This is a genomic window from Alkaliphilus serpentinus, assembly GCF_009017255.1.
Classification (GTDB): domain Bacteria; phylum Bacillota; class Clostridia; order Peptostreptococcales; family Natronincolaceae; genus Alkaliphilus_D; species Alkaliphilus_D serpentinus.
Genome location: NZ_WBZB01000032.1, coordinates 1 through 26,895, shown reverse-complemented (window position 1 = coordinate 26,895; position 26,895 = coordinate 1). Strand labels below are relative to the sequence as shown.

Below are 26,895 nucleotides of genomic sequence, written 5' to 3'. Positions count from 1 at the left end.
CACGTATTACAGGAATGCTTTAAGTCTTTATTTATTTGATCTAAGGTCTCTTTGCTTTTAGCCGACATCTCGAAGGGTTTATTTAATTTATCACAGGGGTAATCATTACAATGTCCACAATTTTCAACCTCCCGGCCTAATCCACAAAGCCTTATTTCACACTCCATGCAGAATTTAAACAGTTGATTTTTATCTGTTATTGTACATCCATAGCAGTTTATATCCTCTGGATTTAGTACATAATCCTCCTTTGAGTATTCCTTAGCCAAATTTCTTTTCATTTCCATATCATTGGCCATGGTTGCAATTAATACAGGACAATCATTACAGATATTGCCGCAATAGGCTACTATTTTGCTCATATACTCTCCCCCTCTTATTCCTTTATTCCTTTATGCTTTAATAGCTTTCTCAACCAGCTTAGAAACTGCCCATCCTTGATTATCTAAAAAAAGTTTAGATATGCAATCAGGTACCTCCATCCATAAGAGTTGATGATCTGCTTCTTTTTTAAGCTTCGTGTCATGGCTTAAGCTGACCATATAAAAATATCCTATGAGTTTTATATACTGATGTCTCCTAGAAAGATGATATTGAGAAGCCCTTCCAAGGAATTTTATGATCTCGATCTTCAATCCGGTTTCCTCTAGGAACTCCCGCTTTAGGCATTGCCTTAAATCTTCCCCTTCTTCTATTCCTCCACCGGGTAGAAAGTATCCATCCCTCACCTTAATGAAGGCAATTTTCCCTTCATTATTTATCAAAACTCCATAGGCACCCCTTCTTTGGAGGTAGTTTGTATCCATAATTCTTTCACCAAATACAATATCCTCATGAATGGAGGCTATTATTTCAGAACTCTCCCTTAAGAATTTGAGAATTAGGGTCTCCCTATGTATCCAGCTGTTTTTATATTCATTTGATTTTTTAAGCTCTTCTTCATTGGCATAGATACATTCCTCTATAGTAATCCAAACAGGTTTCATTTCCAGCTCTTCTTCATATTCATCCAGTTGCTGAAGGCTTTGCTCCTTATCTACTCTACATAGATAATAATGGGACACCATTTCAAATAGAGTATTTTGTTCATACAGATCTAACTTTCTTTCTGTTACAACCCCCAGCATATCCATAACATGAATAACAGTATATCCTGTTTCTTCTAAAACCTCCCGTCTGAGGGTTTCTTCATGGTTTTCCTCCTTTTTTATACCCCCTCCTGGAAATTTGTAGTCTCCTTTATTAGAGTAAACCATCAGTATCCTATCATCTTTGATAATGACAGCCCTTACGGCTTCTCTAATAGTAATATTATTAATGTCATTAGGTTTATTATCAATTCCTAAGGATATATTAAATAACATTTTCTTCCCCCTATAATTAGTTTCTTTATTTTATTATAAGGGATATTTTCCTATATAAAAAGTGCCATCACCAATTTGATAGCACCTGCAGTTGTTGAAAATACTTATTGATCTATCAAGCTTCTAGATGCTCATCCTCTAAAATTGACATCAAAACCATTGATTGATAACCACCATTCATAAGAATACATTCCCTCATAAGCCCCTCTTCAGTAAAGCCCTCTGATTTATAGAGGTTTCTTGCCCTATGATTGTTGGATACAACATCCAGCCAAAGTCTGTGGGCATTTAGTCTTTTGAAGGCGATTTTCTTAATGAGGCTTACTGCCTGTCTACCAAAGCCCTTCCCCTTATCCGTAATTACGATTCTCTTAAAATCAATACTCCTACTATAGCCAGTAATACCTGCCAAAATGATATAACCCACCGGCTGATCACTGGCTTTTTCCGCTATAATTAGATGTAAAATATCCCCTTGGTCCAGTGCCTCCCTATGCTGTTCCTTTGTCCATTGTAATACAAACTGGGCATTTTCTGGTTTTTTCTCGGCCTCCACTACATAATCCAGCTCATCCTCTTTGGTATTTCTGATGATAATTAAATCTCCTACTTCATAGATCTTCATTATATCTCCCCTTCAAAACTTCTCCTTTTATAATGCTTCAAGATGGTCTTCATGTAATCTAACAATCTCGATGTCACTAAAATGACTAGCAATTTTCTTGGCAAGGCCTTCGATTCCAAATATTTCTGTAAAGGTATGGCTTCCTATGATTAAATTCATTCCAATAAACTGTGCATATTCAATGGTATATAGTATTTTTTCACCAGTAATATAAACATCGCAATTTTTTTCATAGGCAATCTTTACATCAGGAGTTAAGCCTCCCCCACCACAGACCAGACCCACCCTTTTAATTTTGCCATCCTTAAACCGCCAAGCCTTTACGGGTTCATCAAGGCTTTCTTCAAGGCTTTTTACAAGGTCTTGGAACTCTACAGCCTCATCAAATTCAGCAATTCTTCCACAGTAGAAACCCTCTTCATTGTGGCTTTTTCGATAATTTTAAGTCCTAACTTTTCAATTAAAGAGTTGTTGGTGCCAAAATCGCAGTCGTCCAATGGCAGATGATTAAAATAGTGAGATATATTATATTCCAGGAGTTTTTCTCTACAGGCTTCCTTAAGTCCATACATAAATTCCCATGCATCGTGATGGGTGATTATCAGATCAACCTTATTCCTTTTTCCCTCTTCAATTGTGTCTAGGGTTAGGTTTGTACAGTATCCAATTTTTTTAACATCTTCAGTAGCTCTAACTGTAATCCCACTTTCTTCATGAAACATTTTATAATCTCTGGTTTCAAATAAATGAAGAATATACTCTTCAATTTCCTTTAATCGCATTTTCTCCTCCCCCTATTTCTTTTACATAATAATGGAAGATCTACCTTAATCCTAAGGGGAGTTTATATATTAAGTGCTTATTGTTCCCTTCAAGAAAGCCTAAGCTCCGATATAAGCTTAATGCCCTTCGGTTGGCCGAAGTCACCTCCATTGCTAGGGCCGCCACCTCTTCAAAAAACTCCTTTGAGTTTTTAATGAAATCCCTTCCTATGCCCTGATTCCTATATTTACCCTTTATAAATAACTCATCAATATGTATAATATTTCCTCCATACTCATTGCTCCAAAATGGAATAAGAATTGAATAACCCACCACATGATTATCATATGAAATAATGATAATCTTTAATTTGCTGGGATTTTTCATAAACTCCCTTATGGTTTTATGGATTTTAATATCATCTATTTCTTCTCTCTCTTGATCCTCCTTGTAGAGGCCCCTTATCATCTGCTTTAGTTCTTCTTCATCCCTACTGTTATATTCTCTATATTCTATTTTCATCCGTTAGTCCCCCATTCAAAAGGTCCCAATTGTCAATCGGAAATCACTCTATGATAACCTTTATGTTTTTAACATCCCTGTATGCCTTTAATAACTCCAGTACCCTTTCATCTACCCTTTCCCCTGCTCTTATAATTGGCATGCCGGGAGGAAAGGAGCTTAAGGTTTCTGCCGATACCCTTCCCTTGGCATGGGAAATATCAATCTCCTGCCATCCTTTATTTTCCGCCTCTTTAGGGGTATACACCAATTGGGGTAGGTGCCATGGTCCTTCAGTTAAACACCCTTTATCATTAATTATTTCAGCCTCTGTTGCTATTTCTTCTATTGCAGCCAAAACCTTTGAAAACACTTCACGGGAATCTGCAATAGTAAAGGTGATTAGAATGTTTGCCGGGTCTGAAAGCTCACATTGAATGCCATACCTATCCCTTAGAATGGCTTCTACTTCATAACCCCTAAGATTTAATTGTTGAAAGTTGATTACCACCTTGGAAAAATCATAACCTGCTATGCTGTATTTCCCTATCAGGTTATTGTCTAGACATTTTACTCCCTTGATCTTTTTAAAACTCTCCTTCAATAAGCTGATGTTTTCAAATAGGCTATTAAACAAGTCTATACCCTTCTCCTCTACTATTTTTAGAGCAATCTCAAGGGATGCCAAGAGGATATAGGAGGGGCTTGATGACTGCAGCATCATAAGGTAGTGCTTTAGCTTTTTTTCATCTACCCTGTTGGAATAAATATGGAGAATACCGCTCTGTGTAAGGGCCGGTAAGTTTTTATGGGTTCCGTGAACTATGAGATCAGCCCCCACCTCAATGCCACTGATGGGAAGCTCCTTATGGAATTTAAAGTGGGAGCCACAGGCCTCGTCCACTATTAAAACCTTATCATATTTATGTACAATCTTGGCAATAGCCTCTATATCACTACAAAAGCCATAGAAATTGGGATGGGCTATTAAAACCCCTTTAGCTTTGGGATTCTCTGTCAATGCCCTTTCAATCTCTAATGGGTTTATACCCATTGCTACTCCTGTATCAAAGTCTATTTCTGGCATAATGTATATGGGTTTAACACCTGCCAACAATAAAGCATTAAAAACTGATCTATGGGCGTTTCTTGGGATAATCAATTCTTCTCCCTCACCAACTACAGCCATTATACTGGCCATTATTCCAATACTGGCACCATTTACAAGAAAAATCGATTCCTTTGCACCATATAGGTTAGCTGCTATTTCCTGAGCCTCCAGCAAGCTACTCCTTGGGTGAAATAAGCTGTCAACTCCTTCAATTTCCGTTAGGTCAAGGTTCAGCATCTCCTTATGGAAGCCTGTAGTCTTGTATAGTTCTTCTAGGGACTTATGGCCTGGCATATGCATTCTATATTGTACTTTATTACCATAATCTCTTAATGAGTTATATAATGGTGTTTTCATTGATTATCCCCCTTTGAATGTCTAGGCATCTTTTAATTTTTTAGTTAGCTAATCCCTAAGCAGTAAAGAATAACAGCCTGCTGTAGATAAACAAGATTTTCTTTAAAACCATAGCCTACAAAGTAATCAGAATTAATCGCATCCTCAGAAACCTCTTCCCCACGATAAAAGGGAGGACATGGATTTAATAGGGAGTTCTTTTGGGTCTTTTGCATCCTTTCCAATGTTATCTGATATTTTTCAATATATTCCTTGGTTTTCATCTCACTTGATAGCGGGTCCGTAAGAAGGATATCACTCTTAGGTAATACCTCTTCTAGCTCTGTAGTGAAGGAGTAGTTGGAGTCATTATCCTTTATCTCATTCCCCTGAGTGCATACGTGGTTAAGCTTTAAATCAAGCACTTTTGCTGCATTTACCCAGGACTTAGAAATATTCCCGGCCTCCCCTACAAAGGTGTAGGTTAATTGACGATAATCCTTTCTGATAGTTCTTAAGGAATATAAATCCGAGAGTATCTCACAGGGGTGATTTTCTGACGTCATAGCATTTATAATGGGAATACTTGAGTATTTTGCCAGTTCGTCCAGCTTATTAAAGTCGGAATGCCTTACAATTACAAAATCAGCCCAATTTTCAATATATTTAATAACATCTTCTAGCTTTTCTCGTTTGTCTAGGGTAGGAGGCGGAAAAATGATGCTATGTCCCCCTAGGTCTGTTATTCCCTTTTCAAAGGTGATTCGCGTTCTAATGCTGGACTCTGGAAAAAAAAGTACACCTGTTTTTCCTTGTAATTTATTAACCATCCCTTTACTTTTTAAGGTATCTGCTAAATCAAATATCTCTAATACCTGTTTCTCTGTTAAATCTAAAATCTTTAATAAATGCATTTCCCAACACTCCCCTAATCAATATGTGTTTAAAACCCACTTTGTTATGGGTTATATTACAGCCTGAGGATTAAATCCTTTAAGATAAGGAATCCCCTTCTCAATTCTATATTTCATGTTTTCTAAATAGTTCTTTAATTTTCCCTCTATATTCTTCCTATCCAAATGCATTAGAAGATATAAATAAGAGTATAGCTGTCTATAATCAAGGAAAAAGTTTAACTCCTTAAGCCAATGGTCTTCCATCGTGTTTTCTAGTTTATAACCCTTTAGAAACCCCTTAAGAAATCTATTGGCAAACTCCAATCTTTCTCCTTCATTTACTGCTGGATACCCCTGTATAGCATGATATAAAGCTATGGCAATATCGTAGATAAACCAACTATGTTCACAATCTCCAAAGTCGAAGAGAATAACCTCTTCATTTTCAAAATAAAGATTTTTATGATGTAGATCGTTATGTATGATCCCATAGCAGTTCTTATCAGTTGGTAGAGATTTTAACCTTTGGATATACTGCCTCCATTTGATTAAAACCTTGTCAGAGCTAGGTAGGGTTGTAATGATATCAGTCTCAAACCAGCTATAAATTTTGGCATCATCAGATACTTTATAATTTTTAGCTAAGGTATGGAGCCTCCCCATTGCTTGTCCCCAGCTTTCTATCAACTTATTATCCCACCCTAAATCATCAATGAATTGTCCCTTAACCCTTTCAAAAAGGACGTAGTAATAAACTCCTTTATCCCGTTGAATTTCATGAATATAGTTCCCTTCTATTCCAAAGGCCGGTTTGGCCACCTTCATTCCTTTTTCACTTAGGTAAATAATCCAATCAAGCTCTCCTTTAATATAAGATTTATCCCTTTGTGATGGGCAGAAAAACTTAATTACAAAGCTTTGATTGTTGATTACAAACTCATATACACTATTATTAAATCCACCTAGAAGCTTAATGGTAGAATCATCCCCGTTATATTGATCAACTACCTTTTTTAACACCTCAACAGTAATCATAAGGCCCTCCCCCTGCTTTATAAGAAATTAGTACCTTCTTGCCTCTATTTAAAAAAACCAATCCACTTCAACTTCTGGCGGTGATATTCCTTGAGTATTGTCTATTGGTGAGGTTGATAGAATTAAAAGATACTCCCCAGATTGACTTGCTTTCATTTTTAGCTGTCTTCCTGTCTGCTGATATCCTTCTGTCCATTGGATTTCTTCACCATTAGGTAAAACCAATGTTAGCTTACCTTTATCCTCTGCTCCACTTTTCAGGTCTAACCTACAGGTAATCTCTGTTCCCCTTTTTAGGCTATCTTGAAAGATCACATACTCTTCAGCCTTCTCTGTGAGTGGGTAAGTAACAGACTCCCATGGTGAATGAATTGGATTCCAAAAATAGATCAAAATTAAAGCTACTGCCATCCCAATGACTAACAAGAATTTATTTTTCCTCACATAGTCTCCCCCTTTTCTAAGCTAGGCCTTCTCAGCACCTTATTTCTATATATAATTCTTCTATTTCTATTATGGATTTCAATATCCTCCTACAATTACAATAAATTAACACTTATTATCCATTTAATGGCATTTAACTTGGAAAGTCTTTTAAGAGCTTAATATGCTATAAACAAAAAACTGTTAAAGGTGGTAAAACCACCTTTAAGGTATGCCCTATACTGGGTTAATCTTATTTATATGCTTTCCCTAAACCTATAATGGTCTCTTAACAATCTTCTGCAATTTATGGATTAAATACATAACAAATCTTCCTATACCTAGCTTCTCACCTATAAAATTTGCTATCTTCATAAATAAACCTATAACTACAATATGTATAAATATTGCTGATAATAGTAGTAAAGAAAATTTAATATAATCCATTATATAACCACCTCTAACCAGTTCTTTTATCTCTATAAGCTGATTATTCCTTACGATTAAAGTCCCAAAGAACATTGACAATTACCCATTCATCATTCACCTTGGCAAGATGCAAGTAATCAATATACTCAGATTTAGTAACCACCGATGCAATATTATTACTTATATCTAGTATTTCAACCTCAATCTGATAGCTATCTTTTTAACATTCCTTCCTCCACCACGTCTAGTACTAGCTACCATTTGGGAAGTACTTAATTCATCTAAATTACCCTTAGAAAAAAGTCTCTTTACCATATCAGGATGTAATGCGCTATCCATTCTTTAGGGTCCCCTTCATACCATCCTTCAATATAATCCAGGGATGTCTTTAATATTGCTTCCTTATCTTCACTATTATCTCTGCTGGTTACTGTTTTATTTGTGTTGCACCCAGTATAAACAAATAGTGTAATCACAACAAAGAATACCAATAAGCTTTTTTTCATTACCTTATATCCCCCTTAATTAACCCTCTTATATGCTCTATCCCTTGAATAATATATACATTTTTGATTTAATCCTGTTAATGCTTATAGTTTTTTATTCTCTTTTTTCCGTAGCATCCAGCATTCTTTTCCCAATGTATCAAAACCCATTTTTCGATACATTTCCTTTGGTGTATCATCCACCTCCGCCATTAGGTAGATGGTTTTAATATTCTTTTTTATGGCAAATTCTTTAACTGCATGTAGAATGTTACTTCCTATCCTTTTACCTCTGAAGGAATCTAAAACCATCAAACTTTCAACTCGCAGAAGATTACCATCGATAAATACCTCACATTTTCCTACTGGAACATTGTTTATATACGCAATAAAGTAAAAAAATCGATCTCTATGATTCAAAAACACATTCTTTTTACGGATGTTACTTCTATATGAAAATGAAAAATCACTGTCATCTCCATTAATGTCGCAAATAATTCCGTCGTAAAGCATTCCTTCATCTTCGGCAATTTTAACTATGCATTCTTCATTTAGCTTATATATCTTAAATTTCTCAGCTTCAATTGTCATATAAGCTAAAAAAGAAACCTCTAAACCAATATCCTTAAAGGATTTCCAATCCAAATGATAGTTGGGGTGAAACAAAAAGTTTATAAAGGATTTATCCCTGCTATCATTAATTTTTCCCTTTACAAGGTTAAGAGCATCTTGGTTATTTAAACCCTCCTTTATGTAAATAAAGTTATGAGTATACATATCCGCTATATGGTGGTCCTTGAATAACCAATGGTCATTAAGTTCTGTAACTTCAGTAAAATAACTAAGATAGGTGTTTTCGCACTCCTTTAATTCTTCAAGGCTTTTATCAAATATATCAATCATTTTATCCTCTCCTTTATTGAATAAGCAGCCCCTGCTACCTATTCTGTCAAAATATTATTGTTAGGAGTGAAGGAATTTTCCTTATAGACCTCCCAAAACTATACTTCCATATAGGAAATTCTTCAGAATATAGAAATATCCTTTAATTTCCTAATTAAACAGTTTAAAACTAAAGCTGATAAAACATGGATTAGATAGTATAAGGGGTCCCCCATTTGATAGAGAACCCATTATCTAAAACTCATTCATTGCCACTAACCCCGTTAATACGTTATTCAGTAAATGATTCCCTTCTGCTACAATATGCAATACCCCATCAATTCACCATCATCTTCAGCAACTGTTATTTTAAGAGCATCCTCGTTAAAGGCTCTAAAGCCTTTCATTCTGTCATCAAAAGAAATAGAACGATATATCTCGCTAAAATACTCCGAATGATCTTCATGGTACTGTCTATTTTTCTCCCATAGCTCTCTTATAACCTCCACCTGTTCTGAGGTAATATCAAAAATATCCGTCATAACTAAGTCCCCTTTTCACAATTTATCCCCTATATATATACATTTTAATTAGTTGGTAGTATTAATAAATTATATCTATGTATCAACATAACAACTAGAAACTTTATTTTTTCTACTTATTAATTGTCCTGTTTTTTTTAATCCCCATACTTACAATCAACATAAGTATGAATCCTAGCCCAAATATCCAATACAACATATTGGTATTACTTGAAGCTTTTGTTTTGATATCTTCTTTAACAGAAATGGCACTGGTTTCTTCACTAAGGCTTATTAATTCCGATGCTAAGATGCCTTCGGGTTTTATTTTAACTTCTATAGGTTTTTCAAAACCTTTACCCCTTCTATTGTTTCTTTTTCTAGAGATATTTTCCATATCTTATCAAAGTCTCTTTTAAAGACAATATATACTTCACCTTTTTGAGGATCAAACATCATAGAAGATTGTGTTGGATAACCCCCAGATATTTGAACAGTACTTTTTAACACTTCCCAACCTGATTCTAAATTGAACTCATCAATATTTTTTTCTATATACTCATATGCAGTTTTATATCGCTCATCTCCAACCCCATAAACTTCTTTATAGGTTTTATCTATGAAATTAGCATTTGGAAAATTTGTCATTACTACAAAATCTTTTGTAGTTTTTACAGTTTTATTTTCATCATCACCAACTTCAACTATCATAGAATCTCCATACTTATCTGCAAACAACTGGTGGATACTTATAGGCATGCTTACAAGTCTTTTATCTTCAAGATATTTCTCAATTTGTTGAACCTTATCATACTCTCCTATCAGAGCCCCTAATTCACCAATATAGATTTCATTTTCCTCCAGCTGGTTTTTCCCTTGGGTCTCGGGATATAAGTTTTGAACTGCGACAAATAGTCCCTTACTATTCATCCCAACAAAGGGTATATAGTCATTCCCTTGTTTAAACTCCATTGCAAAAGCTTTCCCCTCTTTAATCTTATGAATCATTATCCGCATTTCTGTTTCCGGATAATCAAAATTCATACCATAAAGGTTGTTAATAGAAAATACGGCAAAGCTTGTACATCCATAGGATATAGAGCTTAAACCTATTAATATAAATACTAAAACAATAAGAATTACTTTAGCCTTCTTCATTTAATTTACCTCCAACCTATGAAATACTTACATTTTCCTTAGTATTATCTTAGTTGTCTATTTTCTTCTTAATTTCTTCTATCTGTTTTTCTAAATTCTTAAGGCTTTTGATGTTCTTTGGCAGCTTTACAATTAAAAAGAAAGCTAAGTATATGATCCCTACAAGTAGCACCATGTTTAGAATTTGGATAAGCATTGTCCAGTTAACTTCTACCATTCTTGCACCTTCATTCTTTCATTATAATAATACTCCACTTATTAGGTTGTAAATTATTAATATTTTAAATAAACACGATCTCCAACATCATTTCTCCTTTAAATATTATACGAATGTAGTGTTAAAATAGATTCTTTAGTAGATTAGAAGCCATTGTTTTCATTTACAATAAATACTTTCATTCTTTTCTTGTCATTTTGTCCTTCTATGATCACTAGGTTATTACATACTCTTTCTGGCGATTTACAATCTACACACTGTTCTAAATCAACACATGGTGGATTCATTCCTGCTCTCTTGGCATTCTTTGGCGAAGCAATGTTTCTAACTCTGTATATGGCTTCATCCAAAGTTTTGGTTACTTTATTTATACCAATTACAACAATCACATGATTTGGTCCATATAACATAGCCGCCACCCTATTGCCACTATGATCCATATTGACAATATGTCCATCCATTGAAATGGCGTTAGTTCCTGTAATATACCAATCAGACAGAAGCGCTTTTCTTTTCAATGCTCTTATTTCTTCTTTATTTTTAGCTAGTGTTTTATCAAACACTAAATTTCCTCTTTTACTTAGTTCAAAACTCAATTCCATGTTTTTCAATGTGATTGAATTTCCAATGCCAACACTTTCTGAGACAGATATCATATTCATAATTTTCGTTTTTGCAGCAGCAAAATCCTCAAACCAATATCCTTCAATATTTCTGTCGGCTAAGTTTTTTATAAGAACATCTACATTTTCTTTTTCCATCCAAGTACCCCTTTTCATATCATTATTCATTGTTTAACTGTAATAGGCTATGTTTACACCCTGATCTTCTATCAGAAGAGACACCAAAATGAGTTCAACTTTAATCTCCTACTCTCGCTAACCAATCTGATTGAAAAGTTGATGTATTTATAATACGATATCATGCAAAAGTTAGTTGTGGCTTTGAGAAAGTCCTCTTAATGTTGAAGCTAATTCATTGGAAATCTTCGCTTTAATATGGTTTAATTCTGTTTCGCCGATTGTAGATTTTGTCATTTTTGTAATTACTTCAATATTATCTTCCAAAAGATAAAACACTCTAATATAATCTTCATGGGTATTATCTAAATAAGGAGTTTCTTTATCATCATTTAAATAAAAAGTTGCTACGATTCTATCCATATCTAACTCACTTACTTCAACGATTTTTCCTTTAATTTTTCTTAGCTGATTAAAGGTATCTTCTATGGTATTTATATCTTCAATAATTCTGCCTTTATCCAATATCTTCATATATTCATTTATAATTTCATTGCCATCTACTTCACTATCAATTATGTTCATATCTGTTATTTTTTCATTACCATACTTTTCTTTCATTTCTTCATCAGCGGTCCTTGCCCTATCACCTAATTCCAACATCTCTTTACTTAGTGTCTCATCCATTGCAATAATTTGTTCTGGAGATATAAAAAAATCTAATTTTACTGTTTTATCTTCATTACTCCTGGCACTGTCATTTGTTTGACAAGATGTTAAAGAAAGTGAAAAAACAAGAATTATCATTAGAATGATTATACTTTTTAATCTCATAAGTCTAACTCCCCCTAAAAATTTATTCTTTGAATCATGGAACATAACTTGAATATGAACTTACTATAATGTCCTCCTTTATCTACCATGTCTAACATAAACTTTAGGCATGATTTCAGGTGCATTTAAATACTAAATACCATATACTGTTAATTAGTCTTTATTCTATTTAGAATTGGTGTTTTAGGCTTTCTTTTCATTACTATATTAAAATATGGAATCGACTTATCTAACACTTTATCCCCCCAATTTCTTCTTTTAATTCCTTCCTACTATTGATAAATAAGTAACCCCCAATTACTTATTTCTTCTGCAGTTATTATTCGGTCTAAATCATATGCAATGATATTTTCTTCAGAAACACCAGCATTTAAGAGGTCTTTCTTGCAGAGAGGGATAATTTCTTTTTGTTCTTCAGTAATTGCTGCCGTTGGGACAAATATTACTTTAATTTCTTCACTAGGCAAGCCAACTAACTCCAAAAATTTCTTTTCAATATCCTTATTATCAAAACCAGTTGATGTTAAAATTAACCGTTTCATAGAACTCCTCCATTTTTTCTACTGAAACTCCAATAATTTGACCCAACTAAACAGACCCTTGGGTAAAAACAATGTTAGGTGAAGTAGGTCTTATGTAATTTTATTAGATACTTTATTTCTTCGGTGAAGCCATTCATTTCTTAATATACTCATCTGAACTTGGTTCTTGAACTTTCCAAACCTAATGCTTTCCTCCCTACATACACCTTCTTCTATAAACCCTGCTTTTATATAACTTTCAATAGCTTGCCTATTGTACTCTAATACTCTTAGCCATATTCTATTAAATCCCAATTCACCAAATCCAATATCAAGTACTTTCTCTATAGCTTCTGTTCCGTATCCTTTTCCTCTGTATTCATGTTTAATAATAATACTTAACTCAGCTCTTCTATTCCTCCATGAAATACCGAAAAACTCAATTATCCCAGCAAATTCACTTGTCCGAGTTAATATAACATAGCATTTTGTGTTTTTAACTTTAAGAGATTCTTTATCCGGTAATTCTGTAACCCCAAGCATTTCTTTGACATAGTCCTCTTTGTGTAATTCTCTAATATCATCTAAATCTTCTTCTACAGCAGTATTTAACTCTATCCTGTACTCTTTTTCTTTAAACACATTTTCCATATCAAAACTTATTTCAGGCTTTTCATAATTATCATTCTTGATTATTATAGTGCTTTTCTTAATCGGCTGATATTTTTCAATATACCATTTCTGAATAGGAATATACTTTTGAAGATATTTTTCAATAACTTTTTCCCCCATCAGATATCCATCTCTTATAGAAGCTCTTTTTAATACTTCATCAAATGAAATATCTAGGTATATTCTAATATCAAAATATTTATCAATCGGTTCTCTATAAAGCAATACGCCTTCAACTAAAACTACTGTATCTGGATTAATTTCATACTTTTTAATGATATTCAATTCATTACTCTCTAAATCTAATAAAGTTAGCTCTTTTTCTAATATCCCATCTGATAAAACTGGTTTTAACAACTCATCTTCAATACAATTAAGATTAAACGCATTCTGTATATATGATAGGATAGGATTTGAATCTTTATATCTAATCTCAGAAGGATTATGAAAATCATCCATATGAATAGTTTGGACATGGAATCCAAACTTTTTAAGATAATTTGCTAATTCTTTAGTAAAGATTGTTTTTCCTGAAGTATCTACACCATTTATCCCAGCAATAAGCGCCTTATTTTTCTTTTTAGAACTCATTATTATGTTGGACACTTTGTAGTAAATGCTATTAATTTTTTCTATAATATAATAAATATTTATTGGTGATATTGCAGTAAAATCTGCATATTGATATTCATTGCATCCATAACCATAAGAAACTCCAATAGACAGGCAACCCGTTTCTTCAGCTGCTTCAAAATCTGAAGTCCTATCCCCTACCACTATAGCACTACAACACTCAGTTTCATCTAAAATTTGTTTAATCTGTTGTGATTTAGAAAGCCCTTCAACCCTCGATTTGATAAGAAAGAACTTGTCTTTTATTGCAAAATTATTTAGTATTCTATTAGCATAAATGTCGCTACCGTTTGTACAAATACAAAGGGTATAGCCAGCTTTTTCGAGTTTGTCTAAAGTATCAACAACACCATCATATAGCTTTCCTGCTTGAACCAGGAGTTTTTCCTCGATTGACCTTACCTCATTTCTTATAGCTTCCACTTCTTCATTGGTTATTTTATCTCCAAAAATTACTCTACAAATATCTATCGTAGGTTTTCCTATAAGATCTATCAACTTATCTCTTTCCCATGTTTCTACTCCTCTTTCTATACAAGCTCGATTAATAGCTTCATTAAATATTGTGTCAGTTTTAAACAATGTGCCGTCTAAATCAAATATAATGGTTTTATATTTATACATTTGCTTCTCTCCGTTTCACATATTATAGGATGATAAACTATCTGAAACCTATTTCACCTAACGTTTCATGGTTACGGCCTCCCTGAACGGGACCTTAAGGATAGACCGTTTTGGTGGGTGAGAAGGTGTGGTGCCTGACCCTACTTCACCATGGCTATGGATTAAGTTTCAGCGAACTTGCCCCGCACCCTTGCGTAAAAACGTTGTTTTATGGCGGAATCACTCAAAATCCTCTGATAAAGCCCTTCCAATCCTCACTTTTCTTTTTCAAATGTCTAGAAATTAGCAGCATATTTTAAGAACATTGCGACCTTTAGAGAATGCTTTTGTTCCAAGATTAAAGTAAATAATTATTTTCCTCATTTGCTAGTTGTATTGTTCTAATTTCATATGATTTGAACCCCGATGCAATAAATGGGTCAGCTTCTGCAATTTTTGTTGCTTCATTTAAATCTTCTGCTAAAAAAATGACCATACCCCCAGGATAATCGGTAAAAGGGCCACAGAGCATAAGTTTACCTTGTGATTTTAATTCTTTTAAGTATTCCACATGACTCTCTATAACTTCGTAATTTAATGGCTTTTGATTGTTCATTAAATACATAAATGTCACTTATTTCGCCTCCTCACTTACTTACAATTATTATAAATGATTGGTTCACACTATATTCTACTATTGTCACCATTTATCTTACCAGAAAGCTACTCTCCATCTTTTTTAAAATCTTCTTTTAATATTGAATACATTTTTACATCATAATTTTTCCCTTTACTATATAAGTACTGTCTTAGTAGGCCTTCATATTTCATGCCTGCCTTTTCCATAACTCGTCCTGAACCTACATTCCCAATCATATGTATTGCTTGAACTCGGTTTAATCCTAACTTATCAAAGGAGAATTCATTCAATATACGTACTGCTTCGGTCATAAAACCATTCGCCAAAATTTCCTTCCAATCCAATAACCTATTTCACCTCTAGGCTGTGTGTTTGCCACCCTTAATGTAATTAAGCCCATAAATTCATTAGTCTTTTCCCTCCAACAAATGAATTCTCTCCATTTTATTATTGAGAGCTTAAATGCCCCCATTTCGTATAACGTTTCTGTATTTACGACGCCTTCGAACTGACCTAAAGATAGACCATCTTGGTGGAGCTCCGCTCCCAGTGAGAAGGTGTGGTGCGCTGACCTTTCCCTTAATACATGCAACCCGCACCTCCCGTAAACATATTGTTATCTGGCATCAAAAACATGTTTTTTTATCATTATTATGATATAATATAGTTATAAATTATGATAAGGAGTTGTGACTAATGCCAAATATCAGACCTGTTTCTGACCTAAGAAGCAATTTTAATCAAATAGCTGAAATCTGCCATCAAGAAAATGAACCAGTATTTATAACTAAGAATGGACAAGGTGATTTAGTAGTTATGAGTATTGCCCTATATGAAAAACAACAGGCTTTGTTAGACCTATACCAGAAGCTAAGTATAGCAGAAGCTGAAAGCTCTTCAAGTACTCCCAGAATAACACATAAAGAATTAATTAGTAAAATGAGGTCTTTAGCTAATGAAAAAGAAATTTAGAATAGAGTATTTACCAATAGCTGAAAAAGACCTTTTAGAAATTTTTGAATATATCCAAAATGATAACTCTAGTGCTGCGATTAATTTTATTGATGAATTAGATTCATCAATTTCCAAGCTTGAAAATTTTCCTTTTATTGGACATATTCCTAAAGACACAAGATTACAATATCTAAACTATAGAGTATTAGTTGTACAGAACTATCTTATCTTTTATGTAGTTATTGAAGATGTAGTTGAAATAAGAAGAATTTTACATGGTAAAAGAAAATACTCATTTTTTATGAATGAGCTTTAAGTCATATTTTGCTGAATTCGACCATTTTACCATTTCTCAATTTCCTTCCTTAAGTCATCACTTGAAAGGTAATTTCCCTTACTTATATCTCTTTTTCCTTTTCTAACCTTCTCAACCACATAAAGCTTATACATTATATCATCAATTGAAACATCATCTGGTAAATTAGATATAATACGAATGGCCTCTTCTTTAATTGATTGCATAATTATCACCTCTCTCATAATATCTAATATTCATACTTTATAAATATTATACACTACTAAAAATCTAATTACTATACTTAAGTAGTTCTTCTGGATCTTCTGGATCTTCAACCCATAGGATATGCCCTGAAGGCTATTGTGTATAACGTTTCGTGTTTGCGACGCCTTCGAGCTGGACCCCATAGATAGACCGTCCTGGCGGAACTTCGTTCCCGGTGAAGGGATGTGGTGCGCTGACCTTTCCCTAAACACGTGCTCCTAGCACCTCCCGTAAACACAGTGTTACACCGAGTCATACAGCAAAAAATAATAGCCTCAACTGAGGCGACTATCTATATACCAGTTTACTTATCTACTCTAATTGATAATTCCTTCAAGTCAATTACTGCTCCAATTTTCATAAGTAAATCAAGTCCCATTAGACCATTTATACATCCTCTAGGATCAATCATTCCAAAATCAACTTTAATATTTGAAAGCTTCTTTTTATCTAAAATAATTTCATCAACCATTTTTGTAAAAAAGTTATGAAGACTTCCTCCCACTCCATAAAAAGATTTGACTTTATCAGTAGGTTCAGCTATTACCCCTAATTCTTCAACGACATCTGGAGAAATAATGGTTTCAGCTGCTCCCGTGTCTATTACTACATTTTTAATTTCTTTAGTTCTTCCTTTGTAAACTACTTGGATTGAAGTGTATATTAGCCCATCTCTAAATTCTAATTTCATCAAACAGCACCTCTGTATCCAAATATTTGTTTTATTTCAATCTCAATTTTTTCATTTGCAGTATGATAAACTAGAATATCGTCTTTTGCTCTCACTAATTCTCTTGTTGCTTCTCTATCATCATCATATGACTCTATTACTGCCATATCATCAATATATCTAATATTGTCATTAATATGTGATTTTAGAACTTGAATCTTAACAAATCTGTTAGGATATATTTTTCTTACTTCTTCCCATTTCACTTGTTTACACCACCTTTTTCAAAATGTTCTTTATATAATAATTATATCATTTTTATTCATATAAGTTTATATTCTCATCAAAAGAATCATTTTACTAGCCACTGTTATTCTAATGATTTCGTGTAACGTTTCAGTGTTTACGACGCCTTCGAGCTGGACCCCAAAGGTAGACCGTCTTGGCGGAACTTCGTTCCCGGTGAAGGGATGTGATCCGCTGATCTTTCACTTAACACATGCCCACCCGCACCTCCTGTAAACACGCTGTTATGTGAGGTAATATGCACACACCTCAAACCTCGACTATATCTATGTATTTTTTTTTTCTTTCTTATATTTTAATATCGATATTGTTATTTTTCTGTAAAATGAGTCCAACAAATTGCTCCTTATCCTTTGGAGATATTAAGGTCATACCCGAAAATCCATACCTTATTTCAATCCTATTAATTGAAAGAGCAGCAGATGAAAGTGGATTTCGTGTTTTTTTAATGCTTTTAATATCTTTTATTGATATCTTTTCACTGAATGGACCGCATTTTATAATAAGTATTTCCTCTGAAATATAATAGCTTGTACGAAACCATATTCAACCAGCGAAAATTGCTGTTGCTAGCATTAGAATTTTAATTAACCAACCTTCACTCATAAGTGAAACAATAAATCCTCCACTAATTGGAATCCAAATTAAAAGACCAAGCCATAAATCTTTTTTTGAGTTAAACCGCATAAAAAGTCCTCCCTATTCTTCATTTTAAGAAATTATCAGCATATAGTTTGATCAGCTATCAAAAAACTTCCGACTAACAATCACCATTGGAAGCATATTTCACATAACGTTCCAGTGTTTAAGACGCCTTCGAGCTGACCTAAAGATAGACCGTCTTGGCGGAACTTCGTTCCCGGTGAAGGGATGTGGTGCGCTGACCTGTCCTTCTAAACTTGTCTGCCAGCACCCTTGCGCAAAAACATTGTTATGTGTCGTGGTGAATCTTTACCCTTCTTTTAATGAACTATTGGTTACCTGCTATTAAACTCCTCTTTGGTTATTTCATAATCAACAGATGACTGTACTTCGCCTAGTTGATTTTCCCACGAATCAATATTTACACGTATTTTTCTAAAACCTATCTTCTCATACACATGCTGAGCTCGTTTATTTTTAAGATTTGTATCAAGAATAATTCTTTCATAACCCCTCTGTTCAAATAAATAACTGATTAACATTTTTAAAAACTGAGTTCCATAACCTTTGGTTTGAACACTAAAATCACAAATTTTTATGCCAATCTCAGCTACATTCTCCTCTATATCTCGATAACTCATTTCTCCAACGGGTTTACCATTTATTTCTAAAATAAACAAGGGATTTTGTTCAGGTTTTAGATTCTTTAAAATAGTTTCTTCCGATATTCCTATTCCATTTGGAAAGCCAGCATGAGCCATCACTTTACCATCATTCCACCAGTTTGCTAAGATTTTGGTATCACTTAACGTGGCACTTCTCATTATTAAATCTCCTTTTTCTAAATACATCTGAATACCTCCAGTTTTATAATAGCATTTGTTCATGCAACCACAGCTACCAAACAAAACTTCAAAGCACAGCCCCAAATCACCATTGCACATAACGTTTCAGTGTTTAGGACGCCTTCGAGCTGGACCCTAAAGATAGACCATCTTGGCGGTGCTTGCCACCCAGCAAGAAGGTGTGGTGCCTGACCCTGCTTCACTATGGTTATGGATTAAGTTTCGGTGAGCTTGCCCCCAGCACCCTTGTGTAAATACATTGTTATATGATGTACTCACAAATGACCCGAGCAAGTTTTTAAAACTTTCTAATTAACCTACTCTTGATAGTGAGATATATCTCCCTGTAAAATAAACGTTCTTATATCTTTCCCCACATCAACTATATTCAAACAAGTAGAGTGCATAAAAGTTCCATTCCAAAAATCTTTAATATCCTTTTTTTCAAAATATGTAATTAATGCCCTTAGAACAACCGCATGGGTAACAATTAAAATATTTTTTCCTTCATGTTCTGAAATAATTTTTTCAATTTCATTACTTGCTCTGTCTAAAACTTGATAAAAAGTTTCTCCGCCTCTGGGCTTATACATGTGAGGAAAATTCCAAAAGTTTCTTTGTTGATCTGGTGAATGTTCTTCTATTTCTGTATGTAGTTGACCTTCCCACTCGCCAATATTCATTTCCATTAAATTGTTATTTGGCACTATATCAATTTTTCTATTTCCACGAATAATTTCCGCTGTTCGATATGCCCGACCACTGGAACTTGAGATAATTAAATCAATGTCAACATCTTTTAAGCTTTCACCAAGCCATCTTGCCTGTTTTTCACCCAATTCTGTTAACCTTGAGTCTTTTTGTCCTTGTAGTCTTCCCTCAATATTCCATGCAGTTTGACCATGCCTTGTTATAAATAATTTTGTCATGTTATCCCCCTATCTAGTAATGAGAGCCTTCAACCAGCATCTATATTTTTCAAAAAATCGACCTGTAAGATTGTGAGTATGTCATATAACGTTTCTGTGTTTGCGACATCCCTGAACCGGACCCGAAAGATAGACCGTCTTGGTGGTGCTTGCCACTCAGTGAGAAGGTGTGGTGCCTGACCCTACTTCCCTATGGCTATGGATTAAGTTTCGGTGAGCTAGCCCCCAGCACCCTTGTGTAAACACTTTGTTATAGGAAGTACCATACGCCCCACCATATTTGTCATATCAAACCCATCTACTCCTTGATTGAAATGACTCTTAAAGGCTTCTCACCTAATATATAATAAAATAGTTTACTATCATTTGATATTCTGTTCCAAATTTCAACTCTTTCTTTTGTTTCTTCATCTTCTAATACAATTTTCTTAACTGACATATTGAAGACCCTTCTAGTCAATATTTCCATTTCTTCACCTTTTTCGGTTTTCATAACAAAAACAATAGTTGAGTAGTCTCCACCACCCTCAAATCCAAACAGTGGATTCTCCCTCACAAACTTATATTTTCCACTCTTCTCAGTCAAAATAGCAGCCCCAAGATTCTCTTCCCTTTCAAAAAACACTAAGTTAGAATTTTGATGTTTTTCAACAGAAAGAATAGTGTCTTTCTCAGTTAATCCATTCTCAATTGCCTCGTCTTCGCTAGCATAATACTCTGAATTAGCTGTACTACTAGTGTTCGAACAAGCTACCAACACAACAATGGTCACTAATACGATGAAATAGAATGCTGTATTCCTCCTCATAGAACACCTCTCAATCGATTTTTTAAAATAATTGTGTCAGCACAAACTCTATTAGGTATTTCCTATAACGTCTCCGTGTTTGCGACATCCCTGAACCGGACCCACCCACCCTTCCCCTTGGCGGAACTTCGTTCCCGGTGAAGGGATGTGGTGCGCTGACCTTTCTCCGTTATGGTTATGGATTAAGTTTCAATGACCTTGCCTCTGGCACCCTTGCTCTAAACACGTTGCTAGATGATGGACAAAGAGAGTTATCCCTTTTGCAATAACTCCCCTTTTATATCTCTTTTATTATCTTTTCAACAGAAATTCTAATTCCTGGCAACTCTTTTTTAACAACATTCCATACGATATCTAAATCAACTCCAAAATAAACATGAATTAAAACATCCCTTAGTCCAGCCATTTCTCTCCATGGAATATCATATTCTTTAAGTTTCAACTCATTAGATATTTTTTTCGATGCTTCTCCAATTATTTCTAGATTTCTTATTACAGCGTCTTGTACAAGCTTTGATTGATAAAATTCCACTTCACCAGAATGTGTATACTCTTGGATGTTCTTTATACAATCTATGATATGGACTAAATAAATTTTATCATCCTTCATATTTGCACCGCCTCTATTTCAATTTTTTCTCTTAATAAAGGATGTAAAGACTTTTCAGTGACTACATCGACAGGCTTATTTAACAATGATTCCAAATCTTGTTTTAATCTGATAAGGTCAAACAAGGTTCTTCCTTCTTCAAACTCAACCAAGAAGTCAACATCACTATTTTCATTATCCTCTTCACGTACTACTGATCCAAACAAGCATAATTTAACAACTCCATATAATTTAGCAATTCTATGTATTTCATTTCTTTTTTCTTTTAATTGATTGATTAATTGCATATTCCTCACCTCAATCTCATTATACCATCTTTTCGAAATTTTTATAATATTATGACTACACCAAGTATTACTAGTCTGTCATCTAACGTCTCGCATTTACGACGCCTTCGAGCTGGACCCAAAAGATAGACCGTCTTGGCGGTGCTTGCCACCCAGTGAGAAGGTGTAGTGCGAGGATCCTACTTCCCTATGGTTATGGATTAAGTTCAAATGAACGTGCCCCTGGCACCCGTGCGTAAAAACATTGTTATATGATGGATGACAACCGTAACTTCCAGTAAAACCAACATTTTTTTATGATTCCATTATGGCCTCTATATTTTCTAATAAATAATTTTTTCCTTTGTCATTTATTACTACCATTTCATATTCGACACCGTTAAATGACCTTTTCTCACTTTCAAAACCATATTCTTTTGACTTCTCATTTGTTATGGTTCTTGTCTTGCTTTCTTCTGTTTTTTCTTCACTTAATATCCCCAGCTTTTTTAGCCTCTTGTTTAATTCGGTTCCACTGAGTTTTTTACTTATACTTAAATCAAGGCAAGCATTTACATGTTTTGAAAATTCATTAACACCTATATTGTTTGCTGGAAACTCCACCATCCCTTTTTGCTCTGGTGTAATAATAAATTTTGTGTTTTTACCTGAATTGTAAGCACCTTTGCGCACATTGTCTAAAATTTCTGTTACGAAATAAAAACAACGAATAACTCTAGGATCATTCAAGAAGCTATCATTTTCGATTTGCTCTCCAGTAACAGGATTAACCCCTTTAGCTATTTTCTCCAATATTAGCTTGGCTTTGTCAATCCGCTCAAAATCTCTGTTCATATGCTTTCACTTCCTTTCAAAAATTTTTGTTGATGCTCATATATTTTAGAGCAATCTTTCATATAACGTTTCTGTATTACGACGTCCCTGAACCGGACCCCAAAGAATGACCGTCCTGGCGGAACTTCGTTCCCGGTAAGGGGATGTGGTGCGCTGACCCTGCTCTAAAAAAGTGTCCACCAGCACCTTATGTAAACACGCTGTTATACGACCGTGGGTCAATTGCTTCTTATTAAAACTAGTATTTTAAATATTCTTTTTCTACTGACTCTGCTAGAACTTGGGATGAATCTATAAAATTAACTTTATCGCTAAAATTATTTTTCAAAACACTTAAATCAGTACAAGCTATAATTATATCAACAACATCAGTTTCAATAGCGTCTTTAATTAATTCGTCCCAATAAAAACCAATTTCATATAATTCCCTTGTCTCTTTTATCATTTGAATTATAGTATTTATCCTTTCTTGCCAACTATCCTTAAATATGAATTGGTTATCTGAATTTGATAATCCTTCTTGATATAGCCCCGAATTAAATGTTGTTTCAGTTGCAAATATAGTGATCTTTCTGTTTGAACCTACCTTTTTTATTGTTTCATCAATAATATTTAATATTGGAATATTTATTTCTTTCTTTAACTCATTAAAACATATGTGACATCGGGTTCCATATAGTGTCTATGGGGTAGGAAGTTTCCCTTAACATATTTCACCATACTTTCAACCATCCCCTTTGATTCAGGATCTGCTTTACGGCACACACGTATGGATAGTTTATGAAGCTCTTTATATTTATCGAATTCATGGGTATAGATAATATCCCCATAGTTTTCACTGACGGTGATAATACTGTCCTGGTCCACAACGATTTCCTTTGTGGTTCCACCGAAAAAGGCAAAACAGCCATCCATAGCGTTAATGAGATCCTGAGCTGTAAATGGTTTGTCCTGAAAGTATCCCCACTTATATCTGGAATGGGCAAGAACCATCCCTACAAAATATACTTTCTTGTATCCTTTCCGGTCAAGAAGAGGCATATTCTTTACCCCGAAGTCTAGCTGCATCTGATAACCCATGGGAAGCTCCTCAGTGGCTTCATAATCCCTTGGGTGACTTGCCTTCGCTATGCTGTATTCTTCACGGAGTCCTTTGACATAGCGACTGACGCTTTTTTCGGATACATCCGGTTCATAGTGTTCCAGTAGCCAGTCATATCCTTGAGCTGATGACATATCCGGATAAGTATGAAGCCAATCCAGAATAACCGCCCTGTATTCCTCCAGACTGCTGAGCTTCCGGATAGACACTGCCATTGACATATAACTCTCAAAATCGATTTCACGATATTTCCTGACAGTCTCTCGGCTGATGCCCAGGTGTTTGGCTGTTTTTCGAATAGAAAAACCTTTTTGCTGTAATTTATTAATTTTACTGTACATTTTAATCTCCTTCATCTGCACTATTTTCCTTTCTGCTGATAGTTCACTATCATTAACAGAAAGTTTATCATAACAACAGATTAAGGTGGTACAATTCCTGGCCAAAAGTGGACTACTTTCTGGCGAGGAATGGCCTAGTTCGCTTGGCGGAAAATGGCCTAATTTATTTTACCATTTACAACTTCTTTGTTTAATTTATTTAAGTATTTAAACCCGCTAATTTTTCATGCTATATATAAGGGCTTTAAAAATATTTTACGTGTATTGTTTTCTAACATCGTCTTTTGAGTTATAATAATTTTAGGAGGTGTTCCTATGGAAGAATTATTAAATCAAATAATCGGTAAGCTTAATTCGCTTGATGATAAAATTACTAATATTGAATCTGGTCAAACACGCATTGAAAAAAAGCTAGACGCATATATGATCACACTGCTGATTTAACAGAATTTAGAACGTCTACAAATCAATGCTTAAGCGAAATAAGTAAAGATGTTAGCTTTATTAAGCATAAATTACACCAAAACGAAGAAGAAATTTTTGATATTAAAACTTATATAAAATTAGCGAAGTAGTTGAATTTTTCAGCTACTTTTTTTAATTTATAGTTCACCATGGATCAATGTCATGTAACGTCTCCGTGTTTGCGACGCCTTCGAACTGGACTCGAAAGATAGACCATCTTGGCGGAGCTTCGCTCCCGTGAAGGGATGTGGTACCTGACCTTTCCCTATAAATGTTTCCTCCTACACCTCCCGTAAACAGTGTGTTATCTGCTGTCCTCAACCCTAATCCCTGCACTCGCCAAACCCATTCTTCTTTATCGTTAATGACGTATTAAAAATATTTCCTACTATTGAATAGTGTTTTCAAGCCTATACATAAGCATATGATAAATTCGATCATTGCAATATCCTTGGTCTTCAACTTTGTCTATTATTTTGAATTTACAGTTTTCAAGGAGTTTATTGGAACTAATGTTATTCTCCTCAGTATATGCATCCAGTGATTTTAACTTCATTGCATTAAAGCCATAATCTACTGCACCTAAAAGTGCTTCCTTCATAAGTCCTTTACCTTGAAAAACAGGTATTACACCATAGCCAAGCTCTGCTAGTCTCTTTTCTTTATCTATATTCCAAATACTTATCGTTCCAATAACCTTCTTCGACAGTTTATGTTCGATTGCCCATATAATCCATTTATTCTCAGCAATGCCATTAAGCATTTTATCAATATATGTTTCAGTCTCCTCTATACTTTCATCGGGTTTTGAATCAGTATACTCATGCATTATGGAGTCTTTTCTCATTTGGAAAATGTCATGCTTATCCTCAATCGTCATCTTCCTTAATATTAGATTTTTTGTCTCTATAACAGGGAATACATTTGCAATAATCATATCTATTCCTCCTCGTATTTATTGTTCATAATATTCTACTACTACAATATATCTCTTCTCACTTTTCCTCTTTATCAATATCAAGACAACTAACAACTGGCCATTATGCAAAGGATTGCAGATAACGTTTCCGTGTTTACGACGTCGCTGAGCCGGACCCTAAAGATAGACCGTCCTGGCGGAACTTCGTTCCCGGTGAAGGGATGTGGTGCACTGACCTTTCCCTTGACACGTGCCCGCCCGCACCTGCCGTAAACATTGTGTTATCTGCAGTCTCACTTCAAAAACATTTAAAGAATACTAGTATTTGTTAGCTAAATTCTTCTTTTAAATCCTTCCTACTATTTATTAATAAGTAAACCCCAGTTCCTATAGCAGTTAGAATTCCAATTATACCTACAGTATAGTTTAATATTGCATGTACAAATACTGGGATAAATAGTGATTTTGATTTTTCTAAAAGATATATAAAGTAGTAGCCTATTAGAATTCCACCACCAATTTCACTTAACATGCTAATACCTATTTGGAAGATTGTATATCCTTTCAATACTCCTGGTAAAACTGCATGCAAAATCCCAAAAAATAAACCACTTATAACAATTGCCAAGATCCTATTGTACTTAGAGAGTTCATTATAGACATAGCCACGGAAAAAAAACTCTTCTCCAAAAGCCACAACAACTAGATAAAAAAATAATTTATAATACCCTTTTATGCTGAAATCTCCATGCAAGAAAAATAGAAGGAGCATAATAATTATTAAAGAATACTGTAAAAATGAATGATTAAATTTAAGTTTAAAATCAATTAAGCGTTTCCAATAGATTACTATCAAAATTAACGGGAAGAATAGCATTATAAAAAAGTCAGCTATTAACTTTGAAACTACGTTGCTCAATGTAATAGAATCAACATCGAAAGTTATATTTTGCTCTATGGCAAGTACTAGAATTACATAAAAATAAATAACATAAAGTACTGAAGTTAATATTGGTATAGTCATATATTTGCTTATTTTTTTCCTATTCATTTCCCTTACTCCTTTCTTCAAGAATCTAACTTTAGCTGTTATCAATATACTTTTTAGTCATCATCCATTTATCTTATAAGATTGCAGATAACGTTCCAGTGTTTACGACGCCTTCGAGCTGGACCCAATAGATAGACCATCTTGGCGGAGCTTCGCTCCCAGTGAGAAGGTGTGGCGCTCAT

General features: G+C 34.3%; 43 protein-coding genes. 3 read left to right on the top strand and 40 right to left on the bottom strand.

Features of this window, described 5'->3' with window-relative positions; translation table 11 throughout:
• The 25 genes from F8153_RS09305 to F8153_RS16120 form a co-directional block, all read right to left on the bottom strand.
• The coding region (locus tag F8153_RS09305) for a DUF3795 domain-containing protein (protein WP_151866087.1) at positions 1-362 on the bottom strand (362 nt) is incomplete at its 3' end.
• A gap of 30 nt (positions 363-392) precedes the next feature.
• Positions 393-1,364: an NUDIX hydrolase gene (locus F8153_RS09300; protein ID WP_151866086.1), complete on the bottom strand. Its 972-nt coding sequence runs from the start codon at positions 1,362-1,364 to the stop codon at positions 393-395.
• Between the two features lie 115 nt (positions 1,365-1,479).
• Positions 1,480-1,989, bottom strand: coding sequence for a GNAT family N-acetyltransferase (locus F8153_RS09295; protein ID WP_243136941.1), 510 nt, complete (start codon positions 1,987-1,989; stop codon positions 1,480-1,482).
• A gap of 27 nt (positions 1,990-2,016) precedes the next feature.
• A complete protein-coding gene (locus F8153_RS16795) occupies positions 2,017-2,385 on the bottom strand; it encodes a Nif3-like dinuclear metal center hexameric protein (protein WP_207707716.1) in 369 nt (122 codons plus the stop codon).
• Positions 2,361-2,771 carry a Nif3-like dinuclear metal center hexameric protein gene (locus F8153_RS16790; RefSeq protein ID WP_207707714.1) on the bottom strand — a complete coding sequence of 137 codons (411 nt, stop codon included), beginning with the start codon at positions 2,769-2,771 and terminating at the stop codon, positions 2,361-2,363. Before F8153_RS16790 ends, F8153_RS16795 begins: the two co-directional genes overlap by 25 nt.
• 40 nt (positions 2,772-2,811) lie before the next feature.
• Positions 2,812-3,273, bottom strand: a complete 462-nt coding sequence (locus F8153_RS09285) for a GNAT family N-acetyltransferase (RefSeq protein WP_151866084.1) — start codon at positions 3,271-3,273, stop codon at positions 2,812-2,814.
• Between the two features lie 43 nt (positions 3,274-3,316).
• A complete protein-coding gene (locus F8153_RS09280; protein WP_151866083.1) occupies positions 3,317-4,720 on the bottom strand; it encodes an aminotransferase class I/II-fold pyridoxal phosphate-dependent enzyme in 1,404 nt (467 codons plus the stop codon).
• A 44-nt stretch (positions 4,721-4,764) separates the two neighbouring features.
• The gene (locus tag F8153_RS09275) at positions 4,765-5,613 is read right to left on the bottom strand and encodes an ornithine carbamoyltransferase (protein ID WP_151866082.1); all 849 of its coding nucleotides are present in this window, start codon (positions 5,611-5,613) and stop codon (positions 4,765-4,767) included.
• A 51-nt stretch (positions 5,614-5,664) separates the two neighbouring features.
• The gene (locus F8153_RS09270) at positions 5,665-6,630 is read right to left on the bottom strand and encodes a phosphotransferase enzyme family protein (protein WP_151866081.1); all 966 of its coding nucleotides are present in this window, start codon (positions 6,628-6,630) and stop codon (positions 5,665-5,667) included.
• Between the two features lie 48 nt (positions 6,631-6,678).
• A complete protein-coding gene (locus F8153_RS09265; RefSeq protein WP_151866080.1) occupies positions 6,679-7,074 on the bottom strand; it encodes a hypothetical protein in 396 nt (131 codons plus the stop codon).
• Positions 7,075-7,329: 255 nt separating this feature from the next.
• Positions 7,330-7,575 (bottom strand): hypothetical protein, encoded by a 246-nt coding sequence (locus F8153_RS09260; RefSeq protein WP_151866079.1) that lies wholly within the window; start codon positions 7,573-7,575, stop codon positions 7,330-7,332.
• Entirely contained in the window at positions 7,544-7,645 is a 102-nt protein-coding gene (locus F8153_RS16750) for a nuclear transport factor 2 family protein (protein ID WP_408608757.1), read from the bottom strand. Before F8153_RS16750 ends, F8153_RS09260 begins: the two co-directional genes overlap by 32 nt.
• Before the next feature lie 145 nt (positions 7,646-7,790).
• Positions 7,791-7,988, bottom strand: a complete 198-nt coding sequence (locus F8153_RS09250; protein WP_151866078.1) for a hypothetical protein — start codon at positions 7,986-7,988, stop codon at positions 7,791-7,793.
• Positions 7,989-8,072: 84 nt separating this feature from the next.
• Positions 8,073-8,870, bottom strand: a complete 798-nt coding sequence (locus F8153_RS09245; RefSeq protein ID WP_151866077.1) for a GNAT family N-acetyltransferase — start codon at positions 8,868-8,870, stop codon at positions 8,073-8,075.
• Positions 8,871-9,166: 296 nt separating this feature from the next.
• The gene (locus tag F8153_RS09240; protein ID WP_151866076.1) at positions 9,167-9,391 is read right to left on the bottom strand and encodes a hypothetical protein; all 225 of its coding nucleotides are present in this window, start codon (positions 9,389-9,391) and stop codon (positions 9,167-9,169) included.
• A gap of 112 nt (positions 9,392-9,503) precedes the next feature.
• Positions 9,504-9,767: a hypothetical protein gene (locus tag F8153_RS16130; RefSeq protein ID WP_192929756.1), complete on the bottom strand. Its 264-nt coding sequence runs from the start codon at positions 9,765-9,767 to the stop codon at positions 9,504-9,506.
• The gene (locus F8153_RS09235; protein WP_151866075.1) at positions 9,707-10,528 is read right to left on the bottom strand and encodes a carcinine hydrolase/isopenicillin-N N-acyltransferase family protein; all 822 of its coding nucleotides are present in this window, start codon (positions 10,526-10,528) and stop codon (positions 9,707-9,709) included. Before F8153_RS09235 ends, F8153_RS16130 begins: the two co-directional genes overlap by 61 nt.
• Positions 10,529-10,577: 49 nt before the next feature.
• On the bottom strand, positions 10,578-10,745 hold the full coding sequence (locus tag F8153_RS16125; RefSeq protein WP_192929755.1) for a hypothetical protein: 168 nt from the start codon (positions 10,743-10,745) through the stop codon (positions 10,578-10,580).
• 143 nt (positions 10,746-10,888) lie between these two features.
• The gene (locus tag F8153_RS09230) at positions 10,889-11,506 is read right to left on the bottom strand and encodes a lactate utilization protein (RefSeq protein ID WP_192929754.1); all 618 of its coding nucleotides are present in this window, start codon (positions 11,504-11,506) and stop codon (positions 10,889-10,891) included.
• A 171-nt stretch (positions 11,507-11,677) separates the two neighbouring features.
• A complete protein-coding gene (locus F8153_RS09225) occupies positions 11,678-12,319 on the bottom strand; it encodes a hypothetical protein (RefSeq protein ID WP_151866073.1) in 642 nt (213 codons plus the stop codon).
• Between the two features lie 272 nt (positions 12,320-12,591).
• Positions 12,592-12,861, bottom strand: a complete 270-nt coding sequence (locus F8153_RS09220; RefSeq protein ID WP_151866072.1) for a hypothetical protein — start codon at positions 12,859-12,861, stop codon at positions 12,592-12,594.
• A gap of 90 nt (positions 12,862-12,951) precedes the next feature.
• Entirely contained in the window at positions 12,952-14,769 is a 1,818-nt protein-coding gene (locus F8153_RS09215) for a GNAT family N-acetyltransferase (RefSeq protein ID WP_151866071.1), read from the bottom strand.
• A gap of 337 nt (positions 14,770-15,106) precedes the next feature.
• Positions 15,107-15,373, bottom strand: coding sequence for a YciI family protein (locus tag F8153_RS09210; RefSeq protein WP_207707715.1), 267 nt, complete (start codon positions 15,371-15,373; stop codon positions 15,107-15,109).
• A 98-nt stretch (positions 15,374-15,471) separates the two neighbouring features.
• A complete protein-coding gene (locus F8153_RS09205; RefSeq protein WP_192929753.1) occupies positions 15,472-15,699 on the bottom strand; it encodes a GNAT family N-acetyltransferase in 228 nt (75 codons plus the stop codon).
• Positions 15,696-15,980 carry a GNAT family N-acetyltransferase gene (locus F8153_RS16120; RefSeq protein WP_192929752.1) on the bottom strand — a complete coding sequence of 95 codons (285 nt, stop codon included), beginning with the start codon at positions 15,978-15,980 and terminating at the stop codon, positions 15,696-15,698. The genes F8153_RS09205 and F8153_RS16120 overlap by 4 nt, the downstream gene beginning before the upstream one ends.
• A 104-nt stretch (positions 15,981-16,084) precedes the next feature.
• Between F8153_RS16120 and F8153_RS09200 the strand changes: the two genes are divergently transcribed.
• Together F8153_RS09200 and F8153_RS09195 are read left to right on the top strand one after the other, a co-directional pair.
• Positions 16,085-16,360 (top strand): type II toxin-antitoxin system Phd/YefM family antitoxin, encoded by a 276-nt coding sequence (locus F8153_RS09200; protein WP_151866068.1) that lies wholly within the window; start codon positions 16,085-16,087, stop codon positions 16,358-16,360.
• On the top strand, positions 16,344-16,658 hold the full coding sequence (locus F8153_RS09195; RefSeq protein ID WP_151866067.1) for a type II toxin-antitoxin system RelE/ParE family toxin: 315 nt from the start codon (positions 16,344-16,346) through the stop codon (positions 16,656-16,658). Before F8153_RS09200 ends, F8153_RS09195 begins: the two co-directional genes overlap by 17 nt.
• Before the next feature lie 26 nt (positions 16,659-16,684).
• Here the strand turns inward: F8153_RS09195 and F8153_RS09190 are convergent, their stop codons facing one another.
• The 13 genes from F8153_RS09190 to F8153_RS09135 all read right to left on the bottom strand — a co-directional run bounded on the left by F8153_RS09190 (position 16,685) and on the right by F8153_RS09135 (position 24,071).
• Positions 16,685-16,864 carry a hypothetical protein gene (locus F8153_RS09190; protein ID WP_151866066.1) on the bottom strand — a complete coding sequence of 60 codons (180 nt, stop codon included), beginning with the start codon at positions 16,862-16,864 and terminating at the stop codon, positions 16,685-16,687.
• A gap of 344 nt (positions 16,865-17,208) precedes the next feature.
• The gene (locus F8153_RS09185; protein ID WP_151866065.1) at positions 17,209-17,595 is read right to left on the bottom strand and encodes a retropepsin-like aspartic protease; all 387 of its coding nucleotides are present in this window, start codon (positions 17,593-17,595) and stop codon (positions 17,209-17,211) included.
• Positions 17,595-17,840, bottom strand: a complete 246-nt coding sequence (locus F8153_RS09180) for a hypothetical protein (protein WP_151866064.1) — start codon at positions 17,838-17,840, stop codon at positions 17,595-17,597. Before F8153_RS09180 ends, F8153_RS09185 begins: the two co-directional genes overlap by 1 nt.
• Before the next feature lie 328 nt (positions 17,841-18,168).
• Positions 18,169-18,402: a PH domain-containing protein gene (locus tag F8153_RS16745; protein ID WP_408608758.1), complete on the bottom strand. Its 234-nt coding sequence runs from the start codon at positions 18,400-18,402 to the stop codon at positions 18,169-18,171.
• Between the two features lie 24 nt (positions 18,403-18,426).
• Entirely contained in the window at positions 18,427-18,567 is a 141-nt protein-coding gene (locus F8153_RS16115) for a hypothetical protein (protein WP_192929751.1), read from the bottom strand.
• A gap of 290 nt (positions 18,568-18,857) precedes the next feature.
• Complete coding sequence (locus F8153_RS09170) at positions 18,858-19,373, bottom strand: GNAT family N-acetyltransferase (RefSeq protein WP_151866063.1); 516 nt, start codon at positions 19,371-19,373, stop codon at positions 18,858-18,860.
• A 311-nt stretch (positions 19,374-19,684) separates the two neighbouring features.
• Positions 19,685-20,296, bottom strand: a complete 612-nt coding sequence (locus tag F8153_RS09165; protein ID WP_151866062.1) for a histidine phosphatase family protein — start codon at positions 20,294-20,296, stop codon at positions 19,685-19,687.
• Between the two features lie 298 nt (positions 20,297-20,594).
• Positions 20,595-21,104 carry a hypothetical protein gene (locus F8153_RS09160; RefSeq protein ID WP_151866061.1) on the bottom strand — a complete coding sequence of 170 codons (510 nt, stop codon included), beginning with the start codon at positions 21,102-21,104 and terminating at the stop codon, positions 20,595-20,597.
• A gap of 277 nt (positions 21,105-21,381) precedes the next feature.
• Positions 21,382-21,714 carry a HepT-like ribonuclease domain-containing protein gene (locus tag F8153_RS09155; protein WP_151866060.1) on the bottom strand — a complete coding sequence of 111 codons (333 nt, stop codon included), beginning with the start codon at positions 21,712-21,714 and terminating at the stop codon, positions 21,382-21,384.
• Entirely contained in the window at positions 21,711-22,001 is a 291-nt protein-coding gene (locus F8153_RS09150) for a nucleotidyltransferase family protein (protein ID WP_151866059.1), read from the bottom strand. Before F8153_RS09150 ends, F8153_RS09155 begins: the two co-directional genes overlap by 4 nt.
• Before the next feature lie 294 nt (positions 22,002-22,295).
• Positions 22,296-22,835, bottom strand: coding sequence for a hypothetical protein (locus tag F8153_RS09145; RefSeq protein ID WP_151866058.1), 540 nt, complete (start codon positions 22,833-22,835; stop codon positions 22,296-22,298).
• 238 nt (positions 22,836-23,073) lie between these two features.
• Positions 23,074-23,442: an aspartate/glutamate racemase family protein gene (locus F8153_RS09140; RefSeq protein ID WP_243136942.1), complete on the bottom strand. Its 369-nt coding sequence runs from the start codon at positions 23,440-23,442 to the stop codon at positions 23,074-23,076.
• A gap of 32 nt (positions 23,443-23,474) precedes the next feature.
• The gene (locus F8153_RS09135; protein WP_192929750.1) at positions 23,475-24,071 is read right to left on the bottom strand and encodes a DDE-type integrase/transposase/recombinase; all 597 of its coding nucleotides are present in this window, start codon (positions 24,069-24,071) and stop codon (positions 23,475-23,477) included.
• A 522-nt stretch (positions 24,072-24,593) separates the two neighbouring features.
• Between F8153_RS09135 and F8153_RS16575 the strand changes: the two genes are divergently transcribed.
• Complete coding sequence (locus tag F8153_RS16575) at positions 24,594-24,722, top strand: hypothetical protein (protein ID WP_279237126.1); 129 nt, start codon at positions 24,594-24,596, stop codon at positions 24,720-24,722.
• 409 nt (positions 24,723-25,131) lie between these two features.
• Here F8153_RS16575 and F8153_RS09130 read toward each other — a convergent pair whose 3' ends face one another.
• Together F8153_RS09130 and F8153_RS09125 are read right to left on the bottom strand one after the other, a co-directional pair.
• Complete coding sequence (locus F8153_RS09130; protein WP_151866055.1) at positions 25,132-25,680, bottom strand: GNAT family N-acetyltransferase; 549 nt, start codon at positions 25,678-25,680, stop codon at positions 25,132-25,134.
• A 310-nt stretch (positions 25,681-25,990) separates the two neighbouring features.
• Positions 25,991-26,713, bottom strand: coding sequence for a CPBP family intramembrane glutamic endopeptidase (locus tag F8153_RS09125; protein WP_151866054.1), 723 nt, complete (start codon positions 26,711-26,713; stop codon positions 25,991-25,993).
• Between the last annotated feature and the right edge of the window lie 182 nt (positions 26,714-26,895).